Annotated in this window: 26 protein-coding genes; 16 read left to right on the forward strand and 10 right to left on the reverse strand. The window is 52.3% G+C overall.

The window, feature by feature from the left end:
- Positions 1–14: 14 nt before the first annotated feature.
- Both EO763_RS16755 and EO763_RS16760 read right to left on the reverse strand, forming a co-directional pair.
- Positions 15–356 (reverse strand): HigA family addiction module antitoxin, encoded by a 342-nt coding sequence (locus EO763_RS16755; RefSeq protein ID WP_103161044.1) that lies wholly within the window; start codon positions 354–356, stop codon positions 15–17.
- Positions 357–434: 78 nt separating this feature from the next.
- The gene (locus tag EO763_RS16760) at positions 435–749 is read right to left on the reverse strand and encodes a type II toxin-antitoxin system RelE/ParE family toxin (RefSeq protein ID WP_103161045.1); all 315 of its coding nucleotides are present in this window, start codon (positions 747–749) and stop codon (positions 435–437) included.
- 343 nt (positions 750–1,092) lie between these two features.
- Here EO763_RS16760 and EO763_RS16765 point away from each other — a divergent pair, with 343 nt between their 5' ends.
- On the forward strand, positions 1,093–1,731 hold the full coding sequence (locus EO763_RS16765; protein WP_103161046.1) for an ORF6N domain-containing protein: 639 nt from the start codon (positions 1,093–1,095) through the stop codon (positions 1,729–1,731).
- 44 nt (positions 1,732–1,775) lie between these two features.
- Here EO763_RS16765 and EO763_RS16770 read toward each other — a convergent pair whose 3' ends face one another.
- Positions 1,776–2,834 carry a hypothetical protein gene (locus EO763_RS16770; RefSeq protein WP_103161047.1) on the reverse strand — a complete coding sequence of 353 codons (1,059 nt, stop codon included), beginning with the start codon at positions 2,832–2,834 and terminating at the stop codon, positions 1,776–1,778.
- Positions 2,835–2,932: 98 nt separating this feature from the next.
- Here EO763_RS16770 and EO763_RS16775 point away from each other — a divergent pair, with 98 nt between their 5' ends.
- The 13 genes from EO763_RS16775 to EO763_RS16835 all read left to right on the forward strand — a co-directional run bounded on the left by EO763_RS16775 (position 2,933) and on the right by EO763_RS16835 (position 14,474).
- Positions 2,933–3,574: a phage baseplate assembly protein V gene (locus EO763_RS16775; RefSeq protein ID WP_161529632.1), complete on the forward strand. Its 642-nt coding sequence runs from the start codon at positions 2,933–2,935 to the stop codon at positions 3,572–3,574.
- Positions 3,571–3,915 (forward strand): GPW/gp25 family protein, encoded by a 345-nt coding sequence (locus EO763_RS16780; RefSeq protein ID WP_039475889.1) that lies wholly within the window; start codon positions 3,571–3,573, stop codon positions 3,913–3,915. The genes EO763_RS16775 and EO763_RS16780 overlap by 4 nt, the downstream gene beginning before the upstream one ends.
- A 4-nt stretch (positions 3,916–3,919) precedes the next feature.
- Entirely contained in the window at positions 3,920–4,828 is a 909-nt protein-coding gene (locus EO763_RS16785; RefSeq protein WP_161529633.1) for a baseplate assembly protein, read from the forward strand.
- On the forward strand, positions 4,821–5,432 hold the full coding sequence (locus EO763_RS16790; RefSeq protein ID WP_161529634.1) for a phage tail protein I: 612 nt from the start codon (positions 4,821–4,823) through the stop codon (positions 5,430–5,432). Before EO763_RS16785 ends, EO763_RS16790 begins: the two co-directional genes overlap by 8 nt.
- Entirely contained in the window at positions 5,429–7,135 is a 1,707-nt protein-coding gene (locus tag EO763_RS23675; protein ID WP_244322008.1) for a phage tail protein, read from the forward strand. Before EO763_RS16790 ends, EO763_RS23675 begins: the two co-directional genes overlap by 4 nt.
- 365 nt (positions 7,136–7,500) lie before the next feature.
- Positions 7,501–8,670, forward strand: a complete 1,170-nt coding sequence (locus EO763_RS16800; protein WP_161529635.1) for a phage tail sheath protein — start codon at positions 7,501–7,503, stop codon at positions 8,668–8,670.
- 12 nt (positions 8,671–8,682) lie between these two features.
- Entirely contained in the window at positions 8,683–9,204 is a 522-nt protein-coding gene (locus EO763_RS16805; protein WP_039512476.1) for a phage major tail tube protein, read from the forward strand.
- A 67-nt stretch (positions 9,205–9,271) separates the two neighbouring features.
- Positions 9,272–9,568, forward strand: a complete 297-nt coding sequence (locus EO763_RS16810) for a phage tail assembly protein (protein ID WP_116167077.1) — start codon at positions 9,272–9,274, stop codon at positions 9,566–9,568.
- Between the two features lie 14 nt (positions 9,569–9,582).
- Positions 9,583–9,705, forward strand: a complete 123-nt coding sequence (locus EO763_RS16815; protein WP_010310409.1) for a GpE family phage tail protein — start codon at positions 9,583–9,585, stop codon at positions 9,703–9,705.
- Positions 9,698–12,526 carry a phage tail tape measure protein gene (locus EO763_RS16820; RefSeq protein WP_161529636.1) on the forward strand — a complete coding sequence of 943 codons (2,829 nt, stop codon included), beginning with the start codon at positions 9,698–9,700 and terminating at the stop codon, positions 12,524–12,526. The genes EO763_RS16815 and EO763_RS16820 overlap by 8 nt, the downstream gene beginning before the upstream one ends.
- A gap of 1 nt (position 12,527) precedes the next feature.
- Positions 12,528–13,013, forward strand: a complete 486-nt coding sequence (locus tag EO763_RS16825; protein WP_161502206.1) for a phage tail protein — start codon at positions 12,528–12,530, stop codon at positions 13,011–13,013.
- Positions 13,010–14,173, forward strand: a complete 1,164-nt coding sequence (locus EO763_RS16830) for a phage late control D family protein (RefSeq protein WP_161529637.1) — start codon at positions 13,010–13,012, stop codon at positions 14,171–14,173. Before EO763_RS16825 ends, EO763_RS16830 begins: the two co-directional genes overlap by 4 nt.
- Positions 14,174–14,255: 82 nt before the next feature.
- On the forward strand, positions 14,256–14,474 hold the full coding sequence (locus EO763_RS16835) for a DNA-binding transcriptional regulator (protein WP_072010066.1): 219 nt from the start codon (positions 14,256–14,258) through the stop codon (positions 14,472–14,474).
- Between the two features lie 172 nt (positions 14,475–14,646).
- Here EO763_RS16835 and rplS read toward each other — a convergent pair whose 3' ends face one another.
- From rplS to ffh, 5 genes are all read right to left on the reverse strand, one after another.
- On the reverse strand, positions 14,647–14,994 hold the full coding sequence (gene rplS / locus EO763_RS16840) for a 50S ribosomal protein L19 (RefSeq protein WP_010285987.1): 348 nt from the start codon (positions 14,992–14,994) through the stop codon (positions 14,647–14,649).
- Between the two features lie 63 nt (positions 14,995–15,057).
- On the reverse strand, positions 15,058–15,813 hold the full coding sequence (trmD, locus tag EO763_RS16845; RefSeq protein WP_039360953.1) for a tRNA (guanosine(37)-N1)-methyltransferase TrmD: 756 nt from the start codon (positions 15,811–15,813) through the stop codon (positions 15,058–15,060).
- A gap of 38 nt (positions 15,814–15,851) precedes the next feature.
- Positions 15,852–16,400: a ribosome maturation factor RimM gene (rimM, locus tag EO763_RS16850; RefSeq protein WP_010308358.1), complete on the reverse strand. Its 549-nt coding sequence runs from the start codon at positions 16,398–16,400 to the stop codon at positions 15,852–15,854.
- Positions 16,401–16,418: 18 nt separating this feature from the next.
- Positions 16,419–16,667, reverse strand: coding sequence for a 30S ribosomal protein S16 (gene rpsP, locus EO763_RS16855; protein ID WP_010285998.1), 249 nt, complete (start codon positions 16,665–16,667; stop codon positions 16,419–16,421).
- A gap of 157 nt (positions 16,668–16,824) precedes the next feature.
- On the reverse strand, positions 16,825–18,186 hold the full coding sequence (gene ffh / locus EO763_RS16860; RefSeq protein ID WP_161529638.1) for a signal recognition particle protein: 1,362 nt from the start codon (positions 18,184–18,186) through the stop codon (positions 16,825–16,827).
- Between the two features lie 5 nt (positions 18,187–18,191).
- Between ffh and EO763_RS23425 the strand changes: the two genes are divergently transcribed.
- Positions 18,192–18,332: a hypothetical protein gene (locus EO763_RS23425; RefSeq protein ID WP_158020512.1), complete on the forward strand. Its 141-nt coding sequence runs from the start codon at positions 18,192–18,194 to the stop codon at positions 18,330–18,332.
- Positions 18,333–18,355: 23 nt separating this feature from the next.
- Positions 18,356–19,150 carry a cytochrome C assembly family protein gene (locus EO763_RS16865; RefSeq protein ID WP_161529639.1) on the forward strand — a complete coding sequence of 265 codons (795 nt, stop codon included), beginning with the start codon at positions 18,356–18,358 and terminating at the stop codon, positions 19,148–19,150.
- 69 nt (positions 19,151–19,219) lie between these two features.
- On the opposite strand, the gene luxS is transcribed toward EO763_RS16865, so the two are convergent.
- Together luxS and gshA are read right to left on the reverse strand one after the other, a co-directional pair.
- Positions 19,220–19,735 carry an S-ribosylhomocysteine lyase gene (gene luxS / locus EO763_RS16870; protein ID WP_010286009.1) on the reverse strand — a complete coding sequence of 172 codons (516 nt, stop codon included), beginning with the start codon at positions 19,733–19,735 and terminating at the stop codon, positions 19,220–19,222.
- A gap of 153 nt (positions 19,736–19,888) precedes the next feature.
- Complete coding sequence (gshA, locus tag EO763_RS16875) at positions 19,889–21,442, reverse strand: glutamate--cysteine ligase (protein WP_161529640.1); 1,554 nt, start codon at positions 21,440–21,442, stop codon at positions 19,889–19,891.
- Positions 21,443–21,470 lie beyond the last annotated feature (28 nt).

Raw genomic sequence — 21,470 nt, forward strand, 5'->3', positions numbered from 1 at the left:
GTGCGGGGCAAACATCACGCTACGTCTTTCACATTTTCATCACGCTGCGCCAGAAAATCTTCCAGCGTAGTAATCCGACTAATTTCTTCCTGAGTACGTGCGTCGTTTTCTACTTCCCACACGTCAACACTATTTTGCAGGTTCAGCCAAAAATCAACTGACGTATCAAATGCTTTCGCCAACCGGAACGCCATATCAACCGTTAACTTACGGTTGTTATTGACCAGTGCGCTTATCGTGTTGCGGTGGACATTCAGCATTTCCGCCAAGTCATTAATCTTCAAACCTGTAGGTTCTAGATATTCATATAACAAGACATCGCCTACGGATGTCGGCTTGCGTTGTGCCTGTGCCATATATTTTCCTTCGGTCTACGGGTCTACGGGTCTACGGGTCTACGGGTCTACGGGTCTACGGGTCTACGGGTCTACGGGTTATTTGTGCTTTTTATAACCATGGTCGTCAAGGTAGATATCCTCTGCTTTACCATCAACCCATTTAAAAATCAGGCGATATTGGATATTTACTCTGATGGATGAATATTCCCCCAATGGTGGGTTAAGGTTCTCGTATCGGTTCCCCGGCGGCGATCTAAGGTCTTTTGCTGAAACCGCCGCGTTGATGATATCCAGCTTGCGGGACAAGGATGTAACCACATCGACAGGTATCTTTTTATGCGACTTGCCATACATAAAAAAATCTTCCAGCCACTGATCCCGAAAGCTATGAATGCTGCGCATTTTTTGCATCCGTCGCTCCCTCATTTGTTGTGCGTGCAATTGTAATGCACTCATGCACTGTGCGCAAGTGCATAAACAAAACGGTTGATTTTACCTGACAGTTTCCGCTATGGTTCGCTCCACGAGGACTCAAAACCTCTTCTCAGTGCGGTCAGAACCAACCCCGTTAGTGTTGGATTTTTTATGCCTGTCATTCAGTGAACGCATAGCGCGGTCACACCCCGATCAATGTCGGGAGGGCGACGAATACAACACCCGAAAGGGGAATAAGTCCGCGGCTTCACTGAGCCGTTTTGAGCCTCCCGACACCACCATCAAAAGTGGTTATCTCAAAGAAATCAGTGAGGTCGTTATGACTACCCAACTATCTGTAGAAAGCCTGTCCGTTATCTTGTACTCAAATGCTCCAGTAATCACGACTGAGTTATTGGCAAATCTGTACAATACGCAACCAGATTACATCCGTAAAAACTACAGTCGTAATACCGAGCGTTTCGTTGCTGGAAAACATTACTTTTTGCTTGAAGGCGATACTCTTCGTGAGTTTAAGAACAGAATGTCTTTAAGACCTTCAGTGAAAGTTTCCCGTAATGCTCGTAGCCTCATCCTCTGGACAGAACGCGGCGCTGCCCGTCACGCGAAGATGCTTGAAACCGATCAGGCGTGGGATGTGTTCGAGAAACTGGAAGAATGCTACTTCAATCCGCAAGCAAAAGTTGTTCAGCCAGAACCTAAAAAACCTGTTCACCCTTGCGAACTGGAATTTTATATTCCTGAGACGCCGCTTATCTTCAACCATATCCAAACCTCGCAACTCAATGCGTTATTCAAATCTGTGGAATATTTGACCATGGATTTTTGGCCGCATATGCAAGCGCTGTTCCCAACATTGGATTGCAAACACGGTTCAGCGGTTAATACCGTGAATCTGCTGATGCGGTTGTTGAAGGATAAACGTGCAGAGTGTGAGGAATTGAGTAAGCAGGACTGATTTATTGGTAACTGCCCCGCTTTGTGGCGGGGCTACTTACGCATTTATTTTCCCTTCACGCTTTCAATCAATTTAGCAATTTGCTCAATTCCGTCAAAGGTTGAAGGGATCTTATCTTCTGATGGCATGATGTTTGAAAAAATTACATTTTCGAATTTTCGCAATGATTCTTTATCTTTCATATCTTCAGCATATTCTGAATAGTTTTGAATAAATGTGCATAGCGATTTTCTAAGTTCGATTTGTACCACTTGAGATTTTATTGATTGAAAGTTACTTAGTGAAACCTTAAAGTAATAAACCATTATAGCAGTTATTGATACAGCTGGTATTAATAAAGCCAACTTTGATTGGTCAATTTTCACATCATCCTTAATCGATAGAAAATAAAAAAACTCAGAAGCTAATGGTAACAATGCTAATGTAGCTAAAATAATAACATATGCAAGAGCGTTTCTTGACTCAACTCTTTTTATGATTAATAAATTATTAAAAGCCTTACTCAGCCCCACAAAATTATAAGCAATTTCTTGCCTTTCAAGTATTGTACTTAAAGCCTCAACTTTCTTGGTTTGCGTTTCTATTTTTTTATTCCAACTAGTCATAAGCTCTTTCATTGAGCCTTCTGATTCAGCAGCTTTTATGAAATGTTTCACATCATCAGATTGGTATTTTTCACGCATTAAATAAAATGGCAGAATGTTTATCGAGAAATCTATTCTTGTTAGAGCAGTCCCGTTAAATTCCCCTCTTTCTTTTATCGCGAAGAATTTAACCTCACTTAGCGGGGGGCCTAATTCAAAATCTATTTTAAAACTATACTCCATTAAAAACCTGAATAAAGTTGAAAATAAAAGATTTAAACTATTATCATCAGTACCACCAAATTCAAGCAACTCATTTAAATTACCAGACATCTCCCTTATATTAAAGGATGTGTATTTATCCCAATCGTCAGCATTGCTGAACATACTTTTCAAAATAACAGTACAATAATAACTTCTTGATGCTTTGAAATCCCCTCCTGAAATAACCTCGGATATGGAGGCTATTTTTCTTTGAATTAATGTTTTTGTTTCTTTTATTTTAAAGAATTCATCCATTTCAATACATCTCATTTAGAGTAATTAATAGCGTTGTTTCGAGCATGAAACAACGTCAAAGGTTTGTGTGAGTCGCAAAAAGTATCCACCATGAAGCAATGAAAACACAAGCCACCCTTAACGAAATCCAGCGCTTATTGCGCAATCTGATCCGTGTCGGCGTCGTGACCCACGTCAACACAGCGGACGTCCTCTGCCGGGTACAAACCGGAGGCATGACGACAGGCTGGTTGAACTGGTTAACCCGCCGTGCTGGCCGTTCCCGCGACTGGTGGGCACCGTCCATCGGTGAGCAGGTGTTGATCCTGTCCATCGGCGGCGAACTGGACACCGCCTTTGTGCTGCCCGGCATCTATTCCAATGACCACCCCGCGCCGTCGGCGTCTGCCGATGCGTTACATATCAGCTTTCCCGATGGTGCGGTTGTCGAGTACGAACCCGCCACCGGGGCGCTGACCGTCAGCGGGATTAAAACCGCAGATATCACCGCATCTGAATCCCTCACCGCCACGGTGCCATTGGTCACGGTCAGAGCGTCAACCCGCATCACGCTGGATACACCGGAAGTGGTCTGCACCAACAAGCTAATTACGGGAACGCTGGAAGTGCAACAAGGCGGGGAAATGCGCGGCACTATTCAGCATTCCGGCGGCGCGTTTACCTCAAACGGCGTGCAAGTGGATAAACACAATCACGGTAGCGTACAGAACGGCGGCGGTTGGACGGAGGGGACGCGATGACAGCACGCTACCTCGGCATGAGCCGTGACAGCGGCCAGACCCTCGGCGACCTTGAGCACATTCGCCAGAGCGTGCGCGATATTCTCATCACGCCCGTCGGGTCGCGGGTGATGCGCCGGGATTACGGTTCGCTGCTGTCAGCATTAATCGACCAGCCGCAAAACCCCGCCGTGAAATTGCAGGTGATGGCGGCGTGTTACATGGCGCTGCTGCGCTGGGAGCCACGCATCACGCTGACGGCCATCAACCTGACGAGCACATTCGACGGCAAGCTGGCCGTTGATATTACGGGCGTGCTGGCTGACAGCAACGCCGTTTCTCTTTCTGTTCCTGTGAGCTGACACGATGGCGATGATTGATTTAAGCCAACTTCCCGCGCCTGCCGTAGTGGAAGAACTGGACTACGAGGCAATTTACACCGAGCGCAAGGCGATGCTGCTATCACTCTACCCGGAAGACCAGCGCACCGCCGTTGCCCGCACGCTGACGCTGGAATCAGAGCCACTCGTCAAGTTGCTACAGGAAAACGCTTATCGGGAATTGCTGTGGCGCCAGCGCGTTAATGAAGCCGCACGCGCCGTGATGGTGGCGTTTGCGCAGGGGGATGACCTCGACCAGCTCGGCGCCAATTTCAGCGTGTCTCGGCTGGTTATCACCCCAGCTGACGATTCAACCCTGCCGCCAACGCCTGCTCTGATGGAATCCGACAGCGATTTTCGCCTGCGTGTTCAGCAGTCTTTCGAAGGGCTGAGCGTTGCCGGGTCGGTTGGTGCCTATCAGTATCACGGACGCAGCGCCGATGGACGTGTGGCAGATGTATCGGTTATCAGCCCCAGCCCGGCCAGCGTTACGGTGTCGGTACTGTCACGCGAGGGCGACGGCAGCGCCAGTGCGGAACTGGTCGCCATCGTTGCCGCTGCGCTGAACGGCGAAGACGTGCGCCCGGTGGCTGACCGGGTAACGGTGCAATCCGCCGCCATTGTGCCGTATGAGATTGATGCCACGCTGTATCTATATCGGAGTCCTGAAGCGGAGCCAGTGCGCGCCGCCGCCGAACAGAAGCTGAAAGCCTATATCAGTGCGCAGCACCGATTGGGGCGGGATATTCGCCGCTCGGCGATTTACGCTGCGCTGCACGTCGAGGGCGTGCAACGGGTCGAGCTGACGACACCCGCCGCTGATATCGTGCTGACCGCCGCGCAGGCGTCCTACTGTTCCGGCTATCGGCTGGGTGTAGGTGGTGCCGATGAGTGATACCCGCCTGCTGCCTGTCGGGTCGTCTGCGCTGGAAGTGGCCGCCGCCACGGCCTGCGCCGAGATTACCCGCGTACCGGTTCCGCTGCGCCAGTTGTGGAACCCGGATACCTGCCCGGCACACCTGCTGCCGTATCTGGCGTGGGCGTTTTCCGTTGACCGCTGGGATGAGGCGTGGCCGGAAAGCGTGAAACGTCAGGTGATCCGCGATGCGTTCTTTATCCACCGTCACAAAGGCACGATTGGTGCGCTGCGTCGCGTGGTGGAGCCGTTCGGCTATCTGATCCGCATCAGCGAATGGTTTCAGAACGGCGGAGAGCCTGGCACGTTCCGACTGGACATCGGCGTGCAGGATAACGGCATCACCGAAGAAACCTTTTACGAGCTGGAGCGCCTGATTGCCGACGCCAAACCCGCCTCCCGCCACATGTTGGGGCTGAATATCAACCTCGACACACAAGGTGCGGCCTATGTTGCCGCTACAACATACAGCGGCGATGACCTGACCATTTACCCCTATTTTCCTGAAACCATTACTGTGTCCGGTCTGGATGTGACCGGGGCAGCACTTCATTTAATCGACAACGTGAGCGTAACCGCATGAGTGCAATCTATTTTGCCCTGTTAACTAACATCGGCGCGGCCAAACTGGCTAACGCGACCGCGCTGGGTAGTCGTCTGAATATTACCCAAATGGCGGTCGGTGACGGCGGCGGCGTATTGCCAACCCCAAACCCGGCACAAACCTCGCTGATTAACGAAAAGCGCCGGGCGGCACTTAACAACCTGAGCATTGACCCGAAAAACCCCAGCCAGATTATCGCCGAGCAGGTGATCCCCGAAAATGAGGGCGGTTGGTGGGTGCGGGAAGTCGGCCTGTTTGATGACGACGGCAATCTGATTGCTGTCGCCAATTGCCCTGAAACGTACAAACCGCTATTGCAGCAGGGAAGCGGCCGCATTCAGACCGTGCGCATGATTTTGATTGTCAGCAGTACCGACGCAGTGACGCTGAAAATCGACCCGGCTGTCGTGCTGGCAACGCGGGGTTATGTGGATGATGCACTGGCGGAGCATGAAAAGAGCCGCAAACACCCTGACGGGACACTGACGGCAAAAGGGTTCGTGCAACTGAGCAGCGCGACGAACAGCGACAGTGAGCTACTGGCCGCAACCCCTAAAGCGGTGAAAGCAGCGAATGATAACGCCAATGGGCGCGTACCGTCTGGCCGCAAGGTAAACGGTAAGGCGCTGACGGCTGACATTACGCTGGGTGCCGGAGATGTCGGGGCATATACCAAACTGGAAACCGATACGGCTGTTTCTGTCGCCACCACTGCCGCGAACACTGCCGCTACGGCAGCGGCTAACGCCAACACGAACGCTAATGGCCGCGTGCCGTCCGGGCGTACCGTTAACGGTAAAGCGCTGTCGGCAGATATCGTGCTGGGTGCCGGGGATGTGGGGGCATACACCAAAGCCGAAACCGACACACGCGTCACCGCAGCAACCACCGCCGCGAATAATGCCGCTACGGCAGCGGCTAACGCCAACACGAATGCCAATGGCCGCGTGCCGTCTGGCCGTACTGTCAACGGTAAAGCGCTGTCGGCAGATATCGCGCTCACTGCTGGTGACGTTGGTGCGCTGACTACGGGTGGCACTGCGGCTGCGGCGACTAAGCTTGCTACAGCCCGCAAAATCAACGGCGTGGCATTTGACGGTTCGGCAGATATTAGCGTTGATTCTGACTGGTCACAGATTAAAAACGTTCCCGCGGCATCATATGACGTGGCGGGTGTGGTGTTGTTGAGCTCGTCAATTAGCAGTAGTAGCAGAACTATGGCTGCGACAGCGCAGCAGGTTTCTATAGCTAATAATGTTGCAACTAACGCACTTGCAAAAGCGAACGCAGCGTTGCCAGCGGATGGAACTGCGGCAGCAGCGACTAAACTAGCGACCCCACGAAAAATTAATGGCGTGACGTTCGATGGGACGGCTGATATTACACTGCCCCCTGAAAATCTTGGTTTTGGAGAGGCGCTGTTAGCTGAGAATGGATATCAGGTTTTACCAGGAGGGTTGATTATTCAATGGGGGAGTTTTTACATTGAAGTTGATGGACTCCAAGTCAGTTTTCCACGCTCGTTCGATGCTAAAGTTTTTACAGTAATAATGGGAGCCGGTCAGGATACAAGTGGTCTAGCTGAAATTGCCAATATTATTCCAAATTCAATTACAAGAGCGGGATTTAAAGTGAATGCGAGTGCGGTTAGTAGATATTCATACATTGCCTATGGAATCTAGTTGATGGAGAGATAAAGATTTATCAGCATACCGTGCATTTACCTGATGTTGTATCGCATGCAGTCAGTTCATACGCAAACACAAATTGATCGTCATCGCCGATCAATAACGCTTAATCGATCTGTATAAACGTTTATAAAGTAGTCCCCCAAAATGTCATTATGTTGTTGGTTTTAAAAAATAATGACATATCAGGGAAAGCAAAGCCCACCGTTAGCGAGACGGTGGGCTTTTTTTGTGCCTGTTTTCCGTCTCTTTGTTGTACCAGCCCCCACCGCACCCGCATCACTCGCCCATGCTCGCACCACACCGGACAATAACCGCTCCTAATGCAGCAATAGTGCTATTAGCTGGAGCCTGAATGTATGAGTGATTTTCACCACGGCGTGCAGGTCGTCGAGATTAACGACGGCACGCGCGTTATTTCCACCGTATCCACGGCCATTATCGGCATGGTGTGTACCGCACCCGATGCCGACGCAGCCACCTTTCCCCTGAATACCCCGGTACTGATTACCAACGTGCTGTCCGCCGTCGGCAAGGCCGGGAAAAAAGGCACGCTGGCCGCCGCCCTGTCCGCCATCGCCGACCAGTCCAAACCCGTCACCGTTGTGGTGCGTGTTGAAGAGGGCGACGACGAAGCCAAAACCATCAGCAATGTGATCGGCGGCAGTGACGAAAACGGCAAATACACCGGGATGAAAGCCCTGTTAGATGCCCTGTCGGTAACAGGCGTGAAGCCGCGCATTCTCGGTGCGCCGGGGCTGGACTCGCTGCCCGTTGCCACGGCGTTAGCCTCCATCTGTCAGTCGCTGCGCGCATTCGGTTACGTCAGCGCATGGGGCTGCAAAACCCTGTCGGACGCCATCAACTACCGCGACAATTTCAGCCAGCGGGAACTGATGGTGATCTGGCCGGATTTTATCGCGTGGGACACCACTGCCAACGCCAGTGCCACGGCGTATGCCACCGCCCGCGCCCTCGGTCTGCGCGCCAAAATCGACCAAGAAACAGGATGGCATAAAACCCTGTCTAACGTCGGCGTGAACGGCGTGACGGGTATCAGCGCCTCGGTGTATTGGGATTTGCAGGCACCCAGCACCGACGCGGATTTACTGAATGAAGCAGGTGTCACCACGCTGGTTCGTAAAGACGGCTTCCGCTTCTGGGGTAACCGCACCTGTTCTGACGATCCGCTGTTCCTGTTTGAGAACTACACCCGCACCGCACAGGTACTGGCCGATACGATGGCCGAAGCGCACATGTGGGCGGTTGATAAGCCTGTTACACCCACGCTTATCAAAGACATTATCGAAGGTATCAAGGCGAAATTCCGTGAGCTGAAATCTAACGGCTACATCATTGATGCCGATTGCTGGTATGACGACACCGCCAACGATAAGGAAACGCTGAAATCGGGGAAACTGTATATCGATTACGACTATACCCCCGTTCCACCTCTGGAAAATCTCACCCTGCGCCAGCGCATCACCGATAAATATCTGGTGAATCTGGCCGCGTCGGTCAACAGCTAAGGAGCTAGCGCTATGGCACTGCCTCGCAAACTAAAATTTATGAACCTGTTCAATGACGGCATGAGCTACATGGGTGTCGCCACCGCGGTTACGCTGCCGAAACTCACGCGCAAGCTGGAGAACTATCGCGGCGGCGGCATGAACGGCACCGCGCCGATTGATTTTGGTCTGGACGATGACGCGCTATCGATGGAATGGACAATGGGCGGATTCGCTGACGAAACGTTGTTGGCACAGTATGCCGCACCGGGTGCCGATGCGGTGCTGCTGCGCTTTACCGGGTCGTATCAGCGTGACGACACCGGGGCAATTGTGACGGTAGAGGTTGTGATGCGTGGCCGTCATAAAGAAATCGACGGCGGCGAAAGCAAGCAGGGCGAAGACACAGAAACCAAAATTTCCACTCAATGTACCTATTACAAGTTGACCGTGGACGGCAAAGAAATGATCGAGATTGACACCATCAACATGATTGAACGTGTCAACGGCGTTGACCGTCTGGAACAACACCGCCGGGCGATTGGTCTGGCGTAACCCTATCCGGCCAGCCCGGCGCTGGCCGTCTTCTTTCTATTTTCTATCTGAACACAGAGGCAACATCATGAACAAAAACGACAACGTGGTCACACTGGAAACCCCTATCAAGCGCGGCGAAACCGTCATCGATACTATCACCCTGATTAAACCGACTACCGGAACACTGCGCGGCGTCAGCCTGGCGGCGCTGGCCGGGTCGGACGTCGACGCGATGATTAAAGTACTTCCGCGCATGACGCTACCAGCACTGACCGAAAGCGAAATCACCCGCCTTGAACTGCCGGATATGATTGCCATCGCAGGCAAGGTGATCGGTTTTTTGACGCCGAAATCGCAACAGGAGACCTCCCCCGAGGCCTGAGTGTTGATGAGCTGATGGCGGATATCGCGGTAATTTTTCACTGGCCGCCATCGGAGTTGTACCCAATGACCCTCACCGAGTTGATCCTGTGGCGCGACAAGGCGCTGAAACGCAGCGGACACCATAACAATGAGTAACACTCTACAGTTAAGCGTTTTGCTGAAAGCCGTGGACAGTGCGACTCGCCCGTTTAAGGCGGTGCAAACCGCCAGTAAAAAACTGTCGGGCGATATCCGTGATTCACAGACCCAGCTCAAAGACCTGAACGCACAGGCCGGGCGTATCGACGGTTTCCGCAAGACAAAAAACCAGCTCGGCGAAACAGGCGCAGCACTCCAGCAGGCGCAGGCCAAAGCCGCCGAACTGTCGGCGGAACTGCGCAATAGCGAGAATCCCACCAAACGGCAGGCGCAGGCGCTGGAGCGGGCGAAACGTCAGGCCGCCACGCTAAAAACGGAGTATGGCCAACTGCGCCAGTCGGTACAGCGCCAGCGTACTGAGTTAGAGCAGGCAGGCATCAGCACGCGCAATCTGTCCGGCGCGGAACGCCAGTTACGCACGGACATCACCCAGACAACGACGCTGCTTGACCAGCAACGCGCCGCGCTTTCCCGCGTCAGCCAGCAACAGGAAAAACTGAACGCGGTCAGAAAGCGCTACGAGAAAGACGCGGAAATCACCGCAGGTGTGCGCAATACCAGTGCGGCGGCGTTTGGCCTCGGTTCCGCGGCGCTGTATGCCGAAAGCCGCCTGATTGCGCCCTCGGTACAGGCCGACGGACACGGGGCGCGTATCGCGGCACAGACGGGCGGAAATGCTGCCGACGGCGAACAGTACACCCGCGTTATCAAAGAGGTTAACGCCTCGGGTGTAAGTAACGACCTCAACCAGATAGCGGACGCGGTGGCTGCGGTGCGCAGCACATTGGGGGCGATGGGAGACGTCGGGGAAACCGAGCTGGCGCGGATATCGCGGAAAGCGCTGGACATACAAACGGCGCTCGGTGGCGATGCAACCGAGAGTATCCAGATAGCCACCATCATGATGAAAAACGGCCTCGCGAAGAACAGCGACGAGGCGTTTGATTTGATGGTATCCGGGATGCAGCGCGTGTCGGCGCAGATGCGCGGCGAACTGCCGGAAATCCTGCACGAATATTCGACCCACTTCCGCAACATGGGATTCAGCGGATCGGAAGCCATGACGCTGCTGGTTGAGATGGCGCAGCAAGGCAAGTTTGCGCTGGACAAGACAGGCGACGCGGTTAAAGAGTTCTCGATCCGTGGGTCGGACATGTCCAAAGCCAGCATTGAAGCGTATGACGCCGCCGGACTCAATGCCGCCAAAATGTCTACCGCGATTGCCAGCGGCGGCGATAAGGCGCGGGTCGCGATGCAGAAAACCGCCAACGGGCTGCTGAAAATTAAAGATCCGGCAGAACGGGCAAATGCCGCTATCGCCCTGTTCGGTACGCCGATTGAAGACCTGTCGATTGACCAGATACCGAAATTTCTGACCGCACTGGCCGGAGCCGAGAACAAGCTGGGTGATGTGTCCGGGGCGGCTGATCGCATGGGCGATACCCTGCGCGATAACCTTGAGGGGGATATCGGGCGGCTACAGGGCGCAATGGCCAGCCTGCGATTTAACCTGTTCAGTGACGATGACGGCGCACTGCGCAAACTGACGCAGGCCGCGACAGAATGGTTAACCCGCGTCAATGAATGGGTCAAGGCTAACCCGGAGCTGACACGGCAGATAGTGATGGTGGGTGGCGCTGCCACGGCGTTAATTACTGTGCTGGGCGGGATCGGGCTGGTTGCGTGGCCTGTCATGAGTGGGATTAACGCATTAGTCGGCGGAGCGGGTTTACTGAGTGCCGGATTACGGTTCGCCGGAACACGCGGTATTACGCCGCTGTCAGGGGGATTAAACCGCCTCGGCGGCATGATCGGCTGGCTGGCAAAGTCGCCGCTGATGCTGCTACGTGCCGGAACCTCTGCGCTGACCTCGGTGTTCGGGGCGGTCAGTAACCCGCTGACCATTATCCGGGGCGCGATGTCAGGGTTTGGCCGGGTGCTGATGTGGCTGTTTACGTCACCGCTGGCACTGCTGCGCACTGGCATTACGCTGGTTGGCAGTGCGTTAGGCGTCCTGCTGTCTCCCGTCGGGCTGGCCGTCGCGGCGATTGTCGGCGGTGCGCTACTTATCTGGAAATACTGGGAGCCGATTCAGGCCTTTATCGGCGGCGTGGTTGAGGGATTTGTTGCAGCAAGTGCGCCCATTATTGCGGCGTTTGAGCCGCTCCAGCCTGTCTTTACGTGGATGGGTGACAAAATCCGGGCGCTGTTTGGCTGGTTCGGCGATCTGCTGAATCCGGTCAAATCCACTGCCGCCGAGCTGGACGGTGCGGCCAGCATGGGGAAACGGTTCGGTGAGGCACTGGCTAACGGGCTGAACATTATCATGCACCCGCTGGAGTCGCTGAAAAAAGGCGTGTCGTGGCTGCTGGAAAAACTGGGGCTGGTTGACGAGAAATCGAAGAAGCTGCCAACCGCTGACAGTATCCTGCCGCCACAAGAGGCCGCCGCGCTCAAGGTCGGCGTGAGCCGTGCACCGGTTCCGCAGGGCGATGACGCACAGGCGATTGCTGCCCGATACAGCGGAGTGAGTAAACCGAAAACAGTAGCGGATCCGGCGACCATCACCCACCGTCAGGACACGGCGGCGATGGCGTCAGCGAACATGAACATGTCGGCTTATCGGCCGATAGCACCGACAGTTCAGGCCAGTACGGCATCATCCCCGGTCAGCATTCACGCGCCGATCAGTATCGTTGCCCAACCCGGCCAGAGTGAAAAAGGCATCGCGCAGGAAGTCGCCCGTCAGCTTGAACAGCGGGAACGGGCGGCGCGGTCACGCGCCTTCAGTCAGTATAGTTATCAGGGAGGTGAATAAGATGATGCTCACGTTAGGGCTGTTTGTGTTCCAGCTCCAGACCCTGCCTTACCAGAACATGCAGCGCAACGTTGATTACCGCTGGCCGTCAAACAGTCGCGTCGGCCAGCGCCCGGCGTTGCAGTTCTTAGGCATTGAAGATGAGAAAATCACGCTGTCAGGGGAGCTGCTGCCGGAAATCACAGGCGGCACGCTGTCATTGTTGATGCTGGAGACGATGGCCGATCAGGGACGCGCATGGCCGCTGATTGAGGGTAGCGGCACCATTTACGGTGTATTTGTGGTGAACAGTATCAGCCAGACGAAAACCGATTTTTTCACCGATGGCCGCGCCCGGCGGATTGAGTTCACCATCACGCTGACCCGCGTTGACTCGTCGCTGTCTGCGATGCTGGGCGATTTACGCCAGCAGGCGGAGGGATTGATCGGCAGCGCCGGGGAAATGGCTAACCGGGCACAATCCGCCCTCGGGGGATTATTCGCATGATTAACCCGCTGAACGTTCGCGCAGGCAGTAAAACTGCCCCGGCGTACCTGCTGCGACTCAATGAGCAGGACATCACAACCGTTATCAGCCCGCGCCTGCTATCACTGAGCCTGACCGATAACCGGGGATTTGAAGCCGATCAGCTCGACATCGAGCTGGACGACAGCGACGGGCTGTTGCAGTTACCCCGCCGGGGCGCGGTGCTGTCGGTGTTTTTGGGCTGGGAAGGAGACGCGCTGATCGGCAAAGGCGATTTTACGGTGGATGAAATAGAACACCGTGGCACGCCGGATACGCTCACCATCAGGGCGCGGAGTGCCGATTTTCGCGGGTCGCTGAACGCCCGGCGTGAGCAGTCGTATCACGATACGACGCTGGGGGCGATTGTTGAACAGGTGGCGAAGCGTAACAACCTTGCGCCGATGCTGGCCGACGGATTCGCGGGGATAAAAATTCCGCACATCGACCAGACGCAGGAAACCGACGCGGTATTTATTACGCGCCTGGCTGAGCGCAACGGGGCGATTGTGGCGATCAAAGCCGGGCGTTTGCTGTTTATCCGTCCCGGAACGGGGAAGACGGCCAGCGGCAAACCTATCCCACAGCAGATTATTGAACGCAGCGACGGCGATCAGCACAGTTTTAGCCTGGCTGACCGGGGCGCGTACACAGGCGTAACGGCAAGCTGGCTGCATACCAAAGAGCCGCAACCTGAAAAGCCGAAAACGGTAAAGGTAAAGCGTCAGAAAAAAGTGTTATTGCATCAGGGAGCGCAACCCCAGAAGCCGCACCCTAAAGCGAAAAAGGCAAAGAAGGAGCCAGAAGCCCGTGAGGGGGATTATCTGGTTGGCACGGATGAAAACGTGCTGGCGCTGACCACGGTTTTTGCGACTAAGGCACAGGCCACGCGTGCTGCACAGGCAAAGTGGGACAAGCTGCAACGCGGTGTCGCGGAGTTTTCTATTACGCTGGCGATGGGACGCGCTGACCTGTTCCCGGAAACGCCCGTTCAGGTGAGCGGATTCAAACAGGTGATCGATGAGCAGGAATGGACAATCTCAAAAGTGACGCACAGTTTGAGTAATTCAGGGTACGTTACCGCGCTGGAGCTGGAAGTGTTGCTGTCTGATATTGAGTATGAGAGTGATGAGGAATCTTAAAAAAATAACATTAAGTTTAAATTTTTAAGTTTCATGTTTTTGTCTATAATGCGGACATTATTAGACAAGACAGGTGATTTCTATGATGCATTGTCCGCTCTGCCAAAATGCAGCGCACGCGAGATCCAGTCGCTACATTACAAATAAAACAAAAGAACGTTATCACCAGTGCCAGAATATCAACTGTGGTTGTACATTCAAATCAATGGAAACTATAGCGGATATTATTATGACACCGGGCGATGTTAAACCCGTACCGCCACATCCTGATCGGTCAAATCAAGGGTCGCTTTGGATTTGATGAGCCAACCACGAAGCCCGCGAAAGCGGGTTTTTTACGTCCATTAGATAACAATGACACCTGAATTTTATTTTTCCGTGGACATAATGTGGACATCAAGGCAAAAAAAAGCCTAGCGAATTCGCTAGGCCATTGAAAAATAACAACTTTCGGATGTTGCGAAAGCGCTATCTTAGTTAAGACGCTCTTTGATACGAGCAGACTTACCAGTACGCTCACGCAGGTAGTACAGTTTGGCTTTACGCACGGCACCACGACGTTTAACAGCGATGCTGTCAACAACCGGAGAGTGAGTCTGGAATACACGCTCCACGCCTTCGCCGTTAGAAATTTTGCGAACAGTGAATGCAGAATGCAGACCGCGGTTACGAATAGCGATAACCACGCCCTCGAATGCCTGCAGACGTTTTTTGCTACCTTCAACAACCCATACCTTCACTTCTACGGTATCACCCGGACGAAATGCAGGTACGTCCTGCTTCATTTGTTCGTCTTCGATTTGCTTAATAATGTTGCTCATAATATGTCTCTTACCCTAGGTAAACTGATAGTTGGGTTCGCCAGGTCAAATCGGCGTAACCACCTAATACTCTTGTTGCTCAGACTGATATTCACGTTGGAACTCAGCCAGCAACCTTGTTTGCTCGTCAGTCAGAGCTAGGCTTTTCAGAAGTTCAGGTCTTCTAAGCCAGGTTCGGCCCAGCGACTGCTTCAATCGCCAGCGGCGTATTTCTGCATGGTTGCCAGACAGTAACACTGCCGGAACGTCCATGCCTTCCAGTATTTCAGGGCGAGTGAAATGAGGACAATCCAGCAATCCATCAGCAAAAGAATCTTCCTCTGCTGAAGCCTGATGCCCCAGAACGCCCGGTATAAAGCGGGCAACGGAGTCAATCAGGGTCATCGCTGGCAGTTCCCCACCGCTGAGTACGTAATCTCCTATCGACCATTCTTCATCGATTTCGGTTTTAATTACGCGCTCATCAATCCCTTCGTACCGTCCACAGACCAGAATCATCTTCTGGTTCGTAGCGAGTTGATGTACGCCTTGCTGATCTAATTTACGGCCCTGAGGTGATAAATAAATCACTTTCACGCCTTCGCCTGCCGCTGCTTTTGCTGCGTGGATCGCATCCCGTAAAGGTTGCACCATCATCAGCATTCCGGGACCGCCGCCATAAGGTCGATCGTCCACGGTGCGATGCCGATCGTAAGTGAAATCGCGAGGACTCCAATACTGTACGTTCAGCAGGCCATTTTTAACTGCCCGGCCAGTGACTCCGTAATCAGTAATTGCCCGGAACATCTCTGGAAACAGGCTAATCACCCCAATCCACATAGTCTCGTTCCGCTGGGTACTACTGGTCGATTCAGAGTTCAAAAACCAGGATCCCAATCTACTTCAATAGTTTGAGCAGAAAGGTCGACGCGCTTAACAACCTGTTCGGTGAGGAACGGAACCAGCCGTTCCTTGACTCCGAAGGCATCTTTCAGGTTAGCCTTTATTACCATCACATCGTTCGAGCCGGTTTCCATCATGTCGATGATTTTACCTAACTCATAACCCGTTACGGTCACGACCTGACAGCCAATAAGATCCTTCCAGTAATAATCACCTTCGCCCAGATCGGGCAGTTGTGACGAATCTACGACAATTTCACAATTAGTCAGTAAATTAGCCGCATCACGGTCATCAGCACCTTTCACTTTGATGATCAGATCCTGATTGTGATACTTCCAGCCTTCAATCTCGACAAGCTGCCAACCGCTTTTACTCTGGATGAACCAAGGTTGATAATCAAAAATGCTCTCGGCATCTTCGGTGGATGAAAACACTCTGAGCCAACCTCGGATGCCATATGCCGACCCAATCTTCCCCATCACAATCGGGTTAACGGGAGGTTTTGGGCTGAGTTGATTGCTCATTATCACCACCGCAACAGATTATGCTGCTTTTTTAGCGTCTTTGATCAGCGAAGATACGCGATCAGACACAGTTGCACCCAGACCAAGCCAATGCTCGATACGGTCCAGATCCAGACGCAGGGCTTCTGCTTGACCAGATGCGATTGGGTTGAAGAAACCTACGCGCTCGATGAAACGACCATCACGCGCATTGCGGCTATCAGTCACGACTACTTGATAGAAGGGGCGTTTTTTCGCGCCGCCACGTGCCAAACGAATTGTTACCATAACATCCTCTTTAGTGAATAAAACAACTGGGCTCCATCGAGGAACGGAGCCCAGTATGTCATATAAAAAGCCCGAAAATTTTACTCATTTTGGCGCAAAAAGCAATCTAAAGCGTATAATCACGCCAAGAGTTTCTCTACACCATCTATTTTGGTGATTAACGTCCTGGGAATCCAGGTGGCATCATCCCTTTCATACCGCGCATCATTTTCGCCAAACCGCCGTTTTTCATCTTCTTCATCATTCGTTGCATATCATCGAACTGTTTCAGAAGACGGTTCACGTCCTGTACCTGCATACCAGAACCCTGCGCGATACGACGTTTACGCGATCCTTTAATAATCTCAGGTTTGGCACGCTCCTGACGCGTCATCGAATTAATGATCGCCTCCATACGCACCAGCACCTTGTCATCCATTTGTGACTTCACATTATCAGGCAGTTGGCCCATGCCCGGCATTTTGCTCATCATGCTTGCCATGCCGCCCATATTGCGCATCTGCTTGAGCTGATCCAGGAAATCGGTCAAATCAAACCCATCGCCCTTCTTCAGCTTATTGGCAAGTTTTTCTGCCTGTGTACGATCGACCTTGCTTTCAATATCTTCAATCAGTGAAAGCACATCTCCCATACCAAGAATTCGCGAGGCAACGCGCTCAGGGTAGAACGGTTCCAGCGCTTCGGTTTTTTCGCCAACACCGAGGAATTTAATTGGCTTGCCAGTAATATGGCGGATAGACAACGCCGCACCACCGCGAGCGTCACCATCAATTTTGGTGAGGATCACACCGGTCAGCGGCAGCGCTTCGTTAAAGACTTTCGCCGTATTCGCCGCATCCTGCCCCGTCATGGCATCAACCACAAACAGCGTTTCAACTGGCTTAATCGCCGCGTGAACCTGCTTGATTTCGTCCATCATCGCATCGTCAACGTGGAGACGACCCGCGGTATCGACTAAAAGGACATCGTAAAACTTCAGCTTAGCGTGCTGTAACGCACGTTGTACGATAGCAAGCGGCTTTTCCTGCACGTCTGACGGGAAGAAATCGACCCCCACCTGCTCTGCCAATGTTTCCAACTGTTTAATCGCCGCAGGGCGATAAACGTCAGCTGAAACCACCAGCACTTTTTTCTTATGCTTTTCGCGCAGGAATTTACCCAGCTTGCCCACGCTGGTCGTTTTACCCGCACCTTGCAGACCGGCCATCAGAACAACCGCAGGCGGCTGTGCGGCAAGATTCAGCTCGGCGTTAATTTCACCCATTGCGCTGACGAGTTCATTCTTAACAATCTTGACGAACTCTTGACCCGGCGTCAGGCTTTTGTTGACCTCATGCCCAACAGCACGTTCTTTTACACGATTGATAAAATCACGCACCACGGGTAACGCGACGTCGGCTTCCAGCAATGCCATACGCACTTCACGCAGCGTTTCTTTAATGTTTTCTTCAGTCAACCGCCCGCGGCCGCTGATATTGCGCAATGTGCGCGAGAGTCGATCGGTTAAATTTTCAAACATATCTCATGCTCAACGTAAGACAGGCCGCCAGCGCGACACGAATGGAAGAGATTATACACAAAAGCGGCAACGATCTCAGCGCTGCTGATGGAGAACTGTTGGTGCCTACGGCGACTAACGCTATACTGATTCTCTATTTTACCTAGTTGATATTTAATAACCTATTTGTATGTCTGTTTTCGCTATTGTGGCGCTTGTCGCCTACACACTCAGCCTCGGACTGATTATCCCCAGTCTGCTGCGCAAGAACAGTGCATATCGTCGGCTGGCAATACTCTCGGCCAGCGCTGCGCTACTCTGCCATGCGGTGGCGCTCTATCAACGTATTTTCGATGTTCAGGTAGGTCAAAACCTTAGCCTGCTGAATATCGGCTCGCTGGTCAGTCTCATCATCTGTACGGTTATGACGATTGTCGCCGCGCGCGATCGCGGCTGGTTTATTCTTCCTATCGTCTACACCTTTGCGTTGATCAATTTAGCCTTCGCTAGCTTCATGCCGAGTGAATTTATTACGCATCTGGAAGCGTCACCGGGTTTGATGGTCCATATCGGTCTGGCACTTTTCTCTTATGCAACCTTGCTGATTGCGGCACTTTATGCGCTCCAGCTTGCTTGGCTTGATTATCTGCTCAAGAATAAAAAGCTGGGTTTTGCCGCTGACATGCCGCCGCTGATGGGCATTGAACGTAAGATGTTTCACATCACGCAGATTGGTGTCATCTTGCTCACGCTAACGCTCTGTACCGGTTTGTTTTATATGGATGACCTGATCGATAACAAAGAGAACCTGCACAAAGCCGTGTTCTCCCTGTTTGCCTGGTTCATCTATATTCTGCTGCTCTGGGGACATTACCATGAAGGATGGCGGGGACGGCGCGTCGTCTGGTTCAGTCTAATCGGCGCACTGATGCTAACGCTGTCCTACTTCGGCAGCCGGGTTATACAGCACTTTCTCGCGGTCTGACACATTCACGAGTACAAAAAAAGAGAGCCAACGTTCGGCTCTCTTTTTTATCTGCGCATATCCAACAAACTAGATATGTAGCTCAGCCAGTTTATCTTTCGGCAACGCCAGATCGTCATTTTGGTTGATACCAATATCGTGATCCACGATGTGCTGAGCAATCTCCTGTGCTTCCTTCAGTGAGTGCATCTCATAGGTGCCACACTGAAATTCGTTCAGCTCAGGAATTTTACGCTGGTCAGTCACTTTCAGAACGTCCGCCATCGCCGCCTTCCAAGAATCGGCAACGCGTTGCTCGTCCGGCGTACCAATCAGACTCATATAGAAACCCGTACGACATCCCATCGGAGAAATGTCGATAATTTCAACGCCATCACCGTTTAAATGATCGCGCATAAAGCCAGCAAACAGGTGCTCTAGCGTATGGATGCCACGCTCTGGCATGACTTCGATGTTCGGACGACAGAAGCGCAGGTCAAATACCGTGATATTGTCGCCATGAGGGGTTTTCATGGTTTTAGCGACCCGAACTGCGGGTGCGGCCATACGAGTATGGTCAACGGTAAAGCTGTCTAGTAACGGCATAATTTCACCTCCTCAAAGAAAAAAATTCATTTTTTCTCGTTTCCGAGAACTTTTCCTTTTTATGCGAGTCTGACTTACTGAAAGACGCGCATTTATTATCATCATCCCTATTAGAGATGTTTATTTGGCCACAGCTTCTGTGGCCTTTTCTTTTTAATGCGTCGCCAGATAGTCGTCAAAACTCATCGGATCTTCAGACTCAATCTGACGTTGACGCTGCCAGGAGTTCTCACTCGCAACAGCCAATTGTTCTTCCGTCAACACTTGCAGCGGCTCACTGCTGAGCATTTTGCGGTATTCTTCCGCTAAATTCAGCCCCACGCTACCATTGCCTTCTTGCTTCATCAACGTTAATAGTCGACCAGAGAACGTCGTTTCTGGATCGTCAAAACCAACAAGCAGTTCATCACATACCTGCTGATAGTGCGGTTGATTGTTTTCAGCGTCCAGCACTTCCGCAACGCGACGTAAATCCGCAAACAGAGATTTCCCCACCTCAGCAATCGGCTGCTGGATGGTTTCACACCGCATCCCCACCGTTTGCCCAGGTTTACGCCCTTCCAGAATCACTCGGTTCCAGTTTTTACGCGTACACAGTAGCTCATCCGCGCTCATTTCAGGTGCATCTGCCAGCGCACACCAGATCAGGAATAAATCCAGGAAACGCACCTGGCTTTCACTCACTCCTGTCGGAGAGAACGGGTTGATATCCAGTGAACGCACTTCGATATATTCAATTCCGCCACGCAGCAAGGCATCAGATGGCGTTTCACCCGCACGCGTCACACGCTTCGGACGAATCGGCGCATAGAGCTCATTCTCAATCTGCAAGACGTTCGTATTCAATTGTAGATAACGGCCATCCTTCTTCATACCAACCTGGGCATATTCCTCAGACGGCGTTTTTATCGCGCGCTTTAACGCGGCGACATAGGTATCAAGATCGTTAAACGTAATTCCCAGATTACTCTGTGATTTATTGGTGTAGCCTAGGTCACTAAGCCGTAGAGAGGTTGCATAAGGCAGATAAAGCATGCCTTTTTCCGTACGCTCAAACGGCAGTGAGGTTTCCCGCCCTTTTAGGAAAGAAGAACAGATCGCCGGAGAAGCACCGAACAGGTAAGGGATCACCCAGCCAAAGCGGTAATAGTTGCGGATCAGCCTGAAGTATCCCGCAGAAATGGCTTTTTTCCCGCTATCTGCATCAGCGACACCCTCTCGCGCCTGCCAGAATGACAGCGGAAGAGAGAAGTTATAATGCACGCCAGAAATAGTCTGCATCAACGCGCCATAGCGGTTTTTCAGCCCTTCGCGATAAAGCGTTTTGAAGCGCCCAACATTTGATGAACCATACTGCGCCAGCTCGATATTTTGCTCGCTGTCGATAAAGCACGGCATGCTCAATGGCCACATCCGCTCATCGCCCAGATTGCGGGAAACGTGACGATGAATATCGCGCAGAAACGTCAGCAGGTGATCGACATCTTTGTCGACTGGCGTAATGAACTCCAACAGCGCTTCAGCAAAATCTGTCGTGATCCACGGGTGTGCCAACGCCGAGCCCAATATTTCTGGGTGCCCTGTTGTAGCAAGATGTCCGTTTGCTGTTACGCGCAATGTTTCGCGTTCAATTCCACGCTGAATACCCTTCACTGCCAGTGGGTGTTTTTCCAGCCAAGAAAGTGCTTCTGAAATGTCCGGGATCAAATCGACCTCCCGTTGTTAAAATGTAATG

Source organism: Pectobacterium odoriferum (genome assembly GCF_009931295.1).
Lineage (GTDB): Bacteria > Pseudomonadota > Gammaproteobacteria > Enterobacterales > Enterobacteriaceae > Pectobacterium > Pectobacterium odoriferum.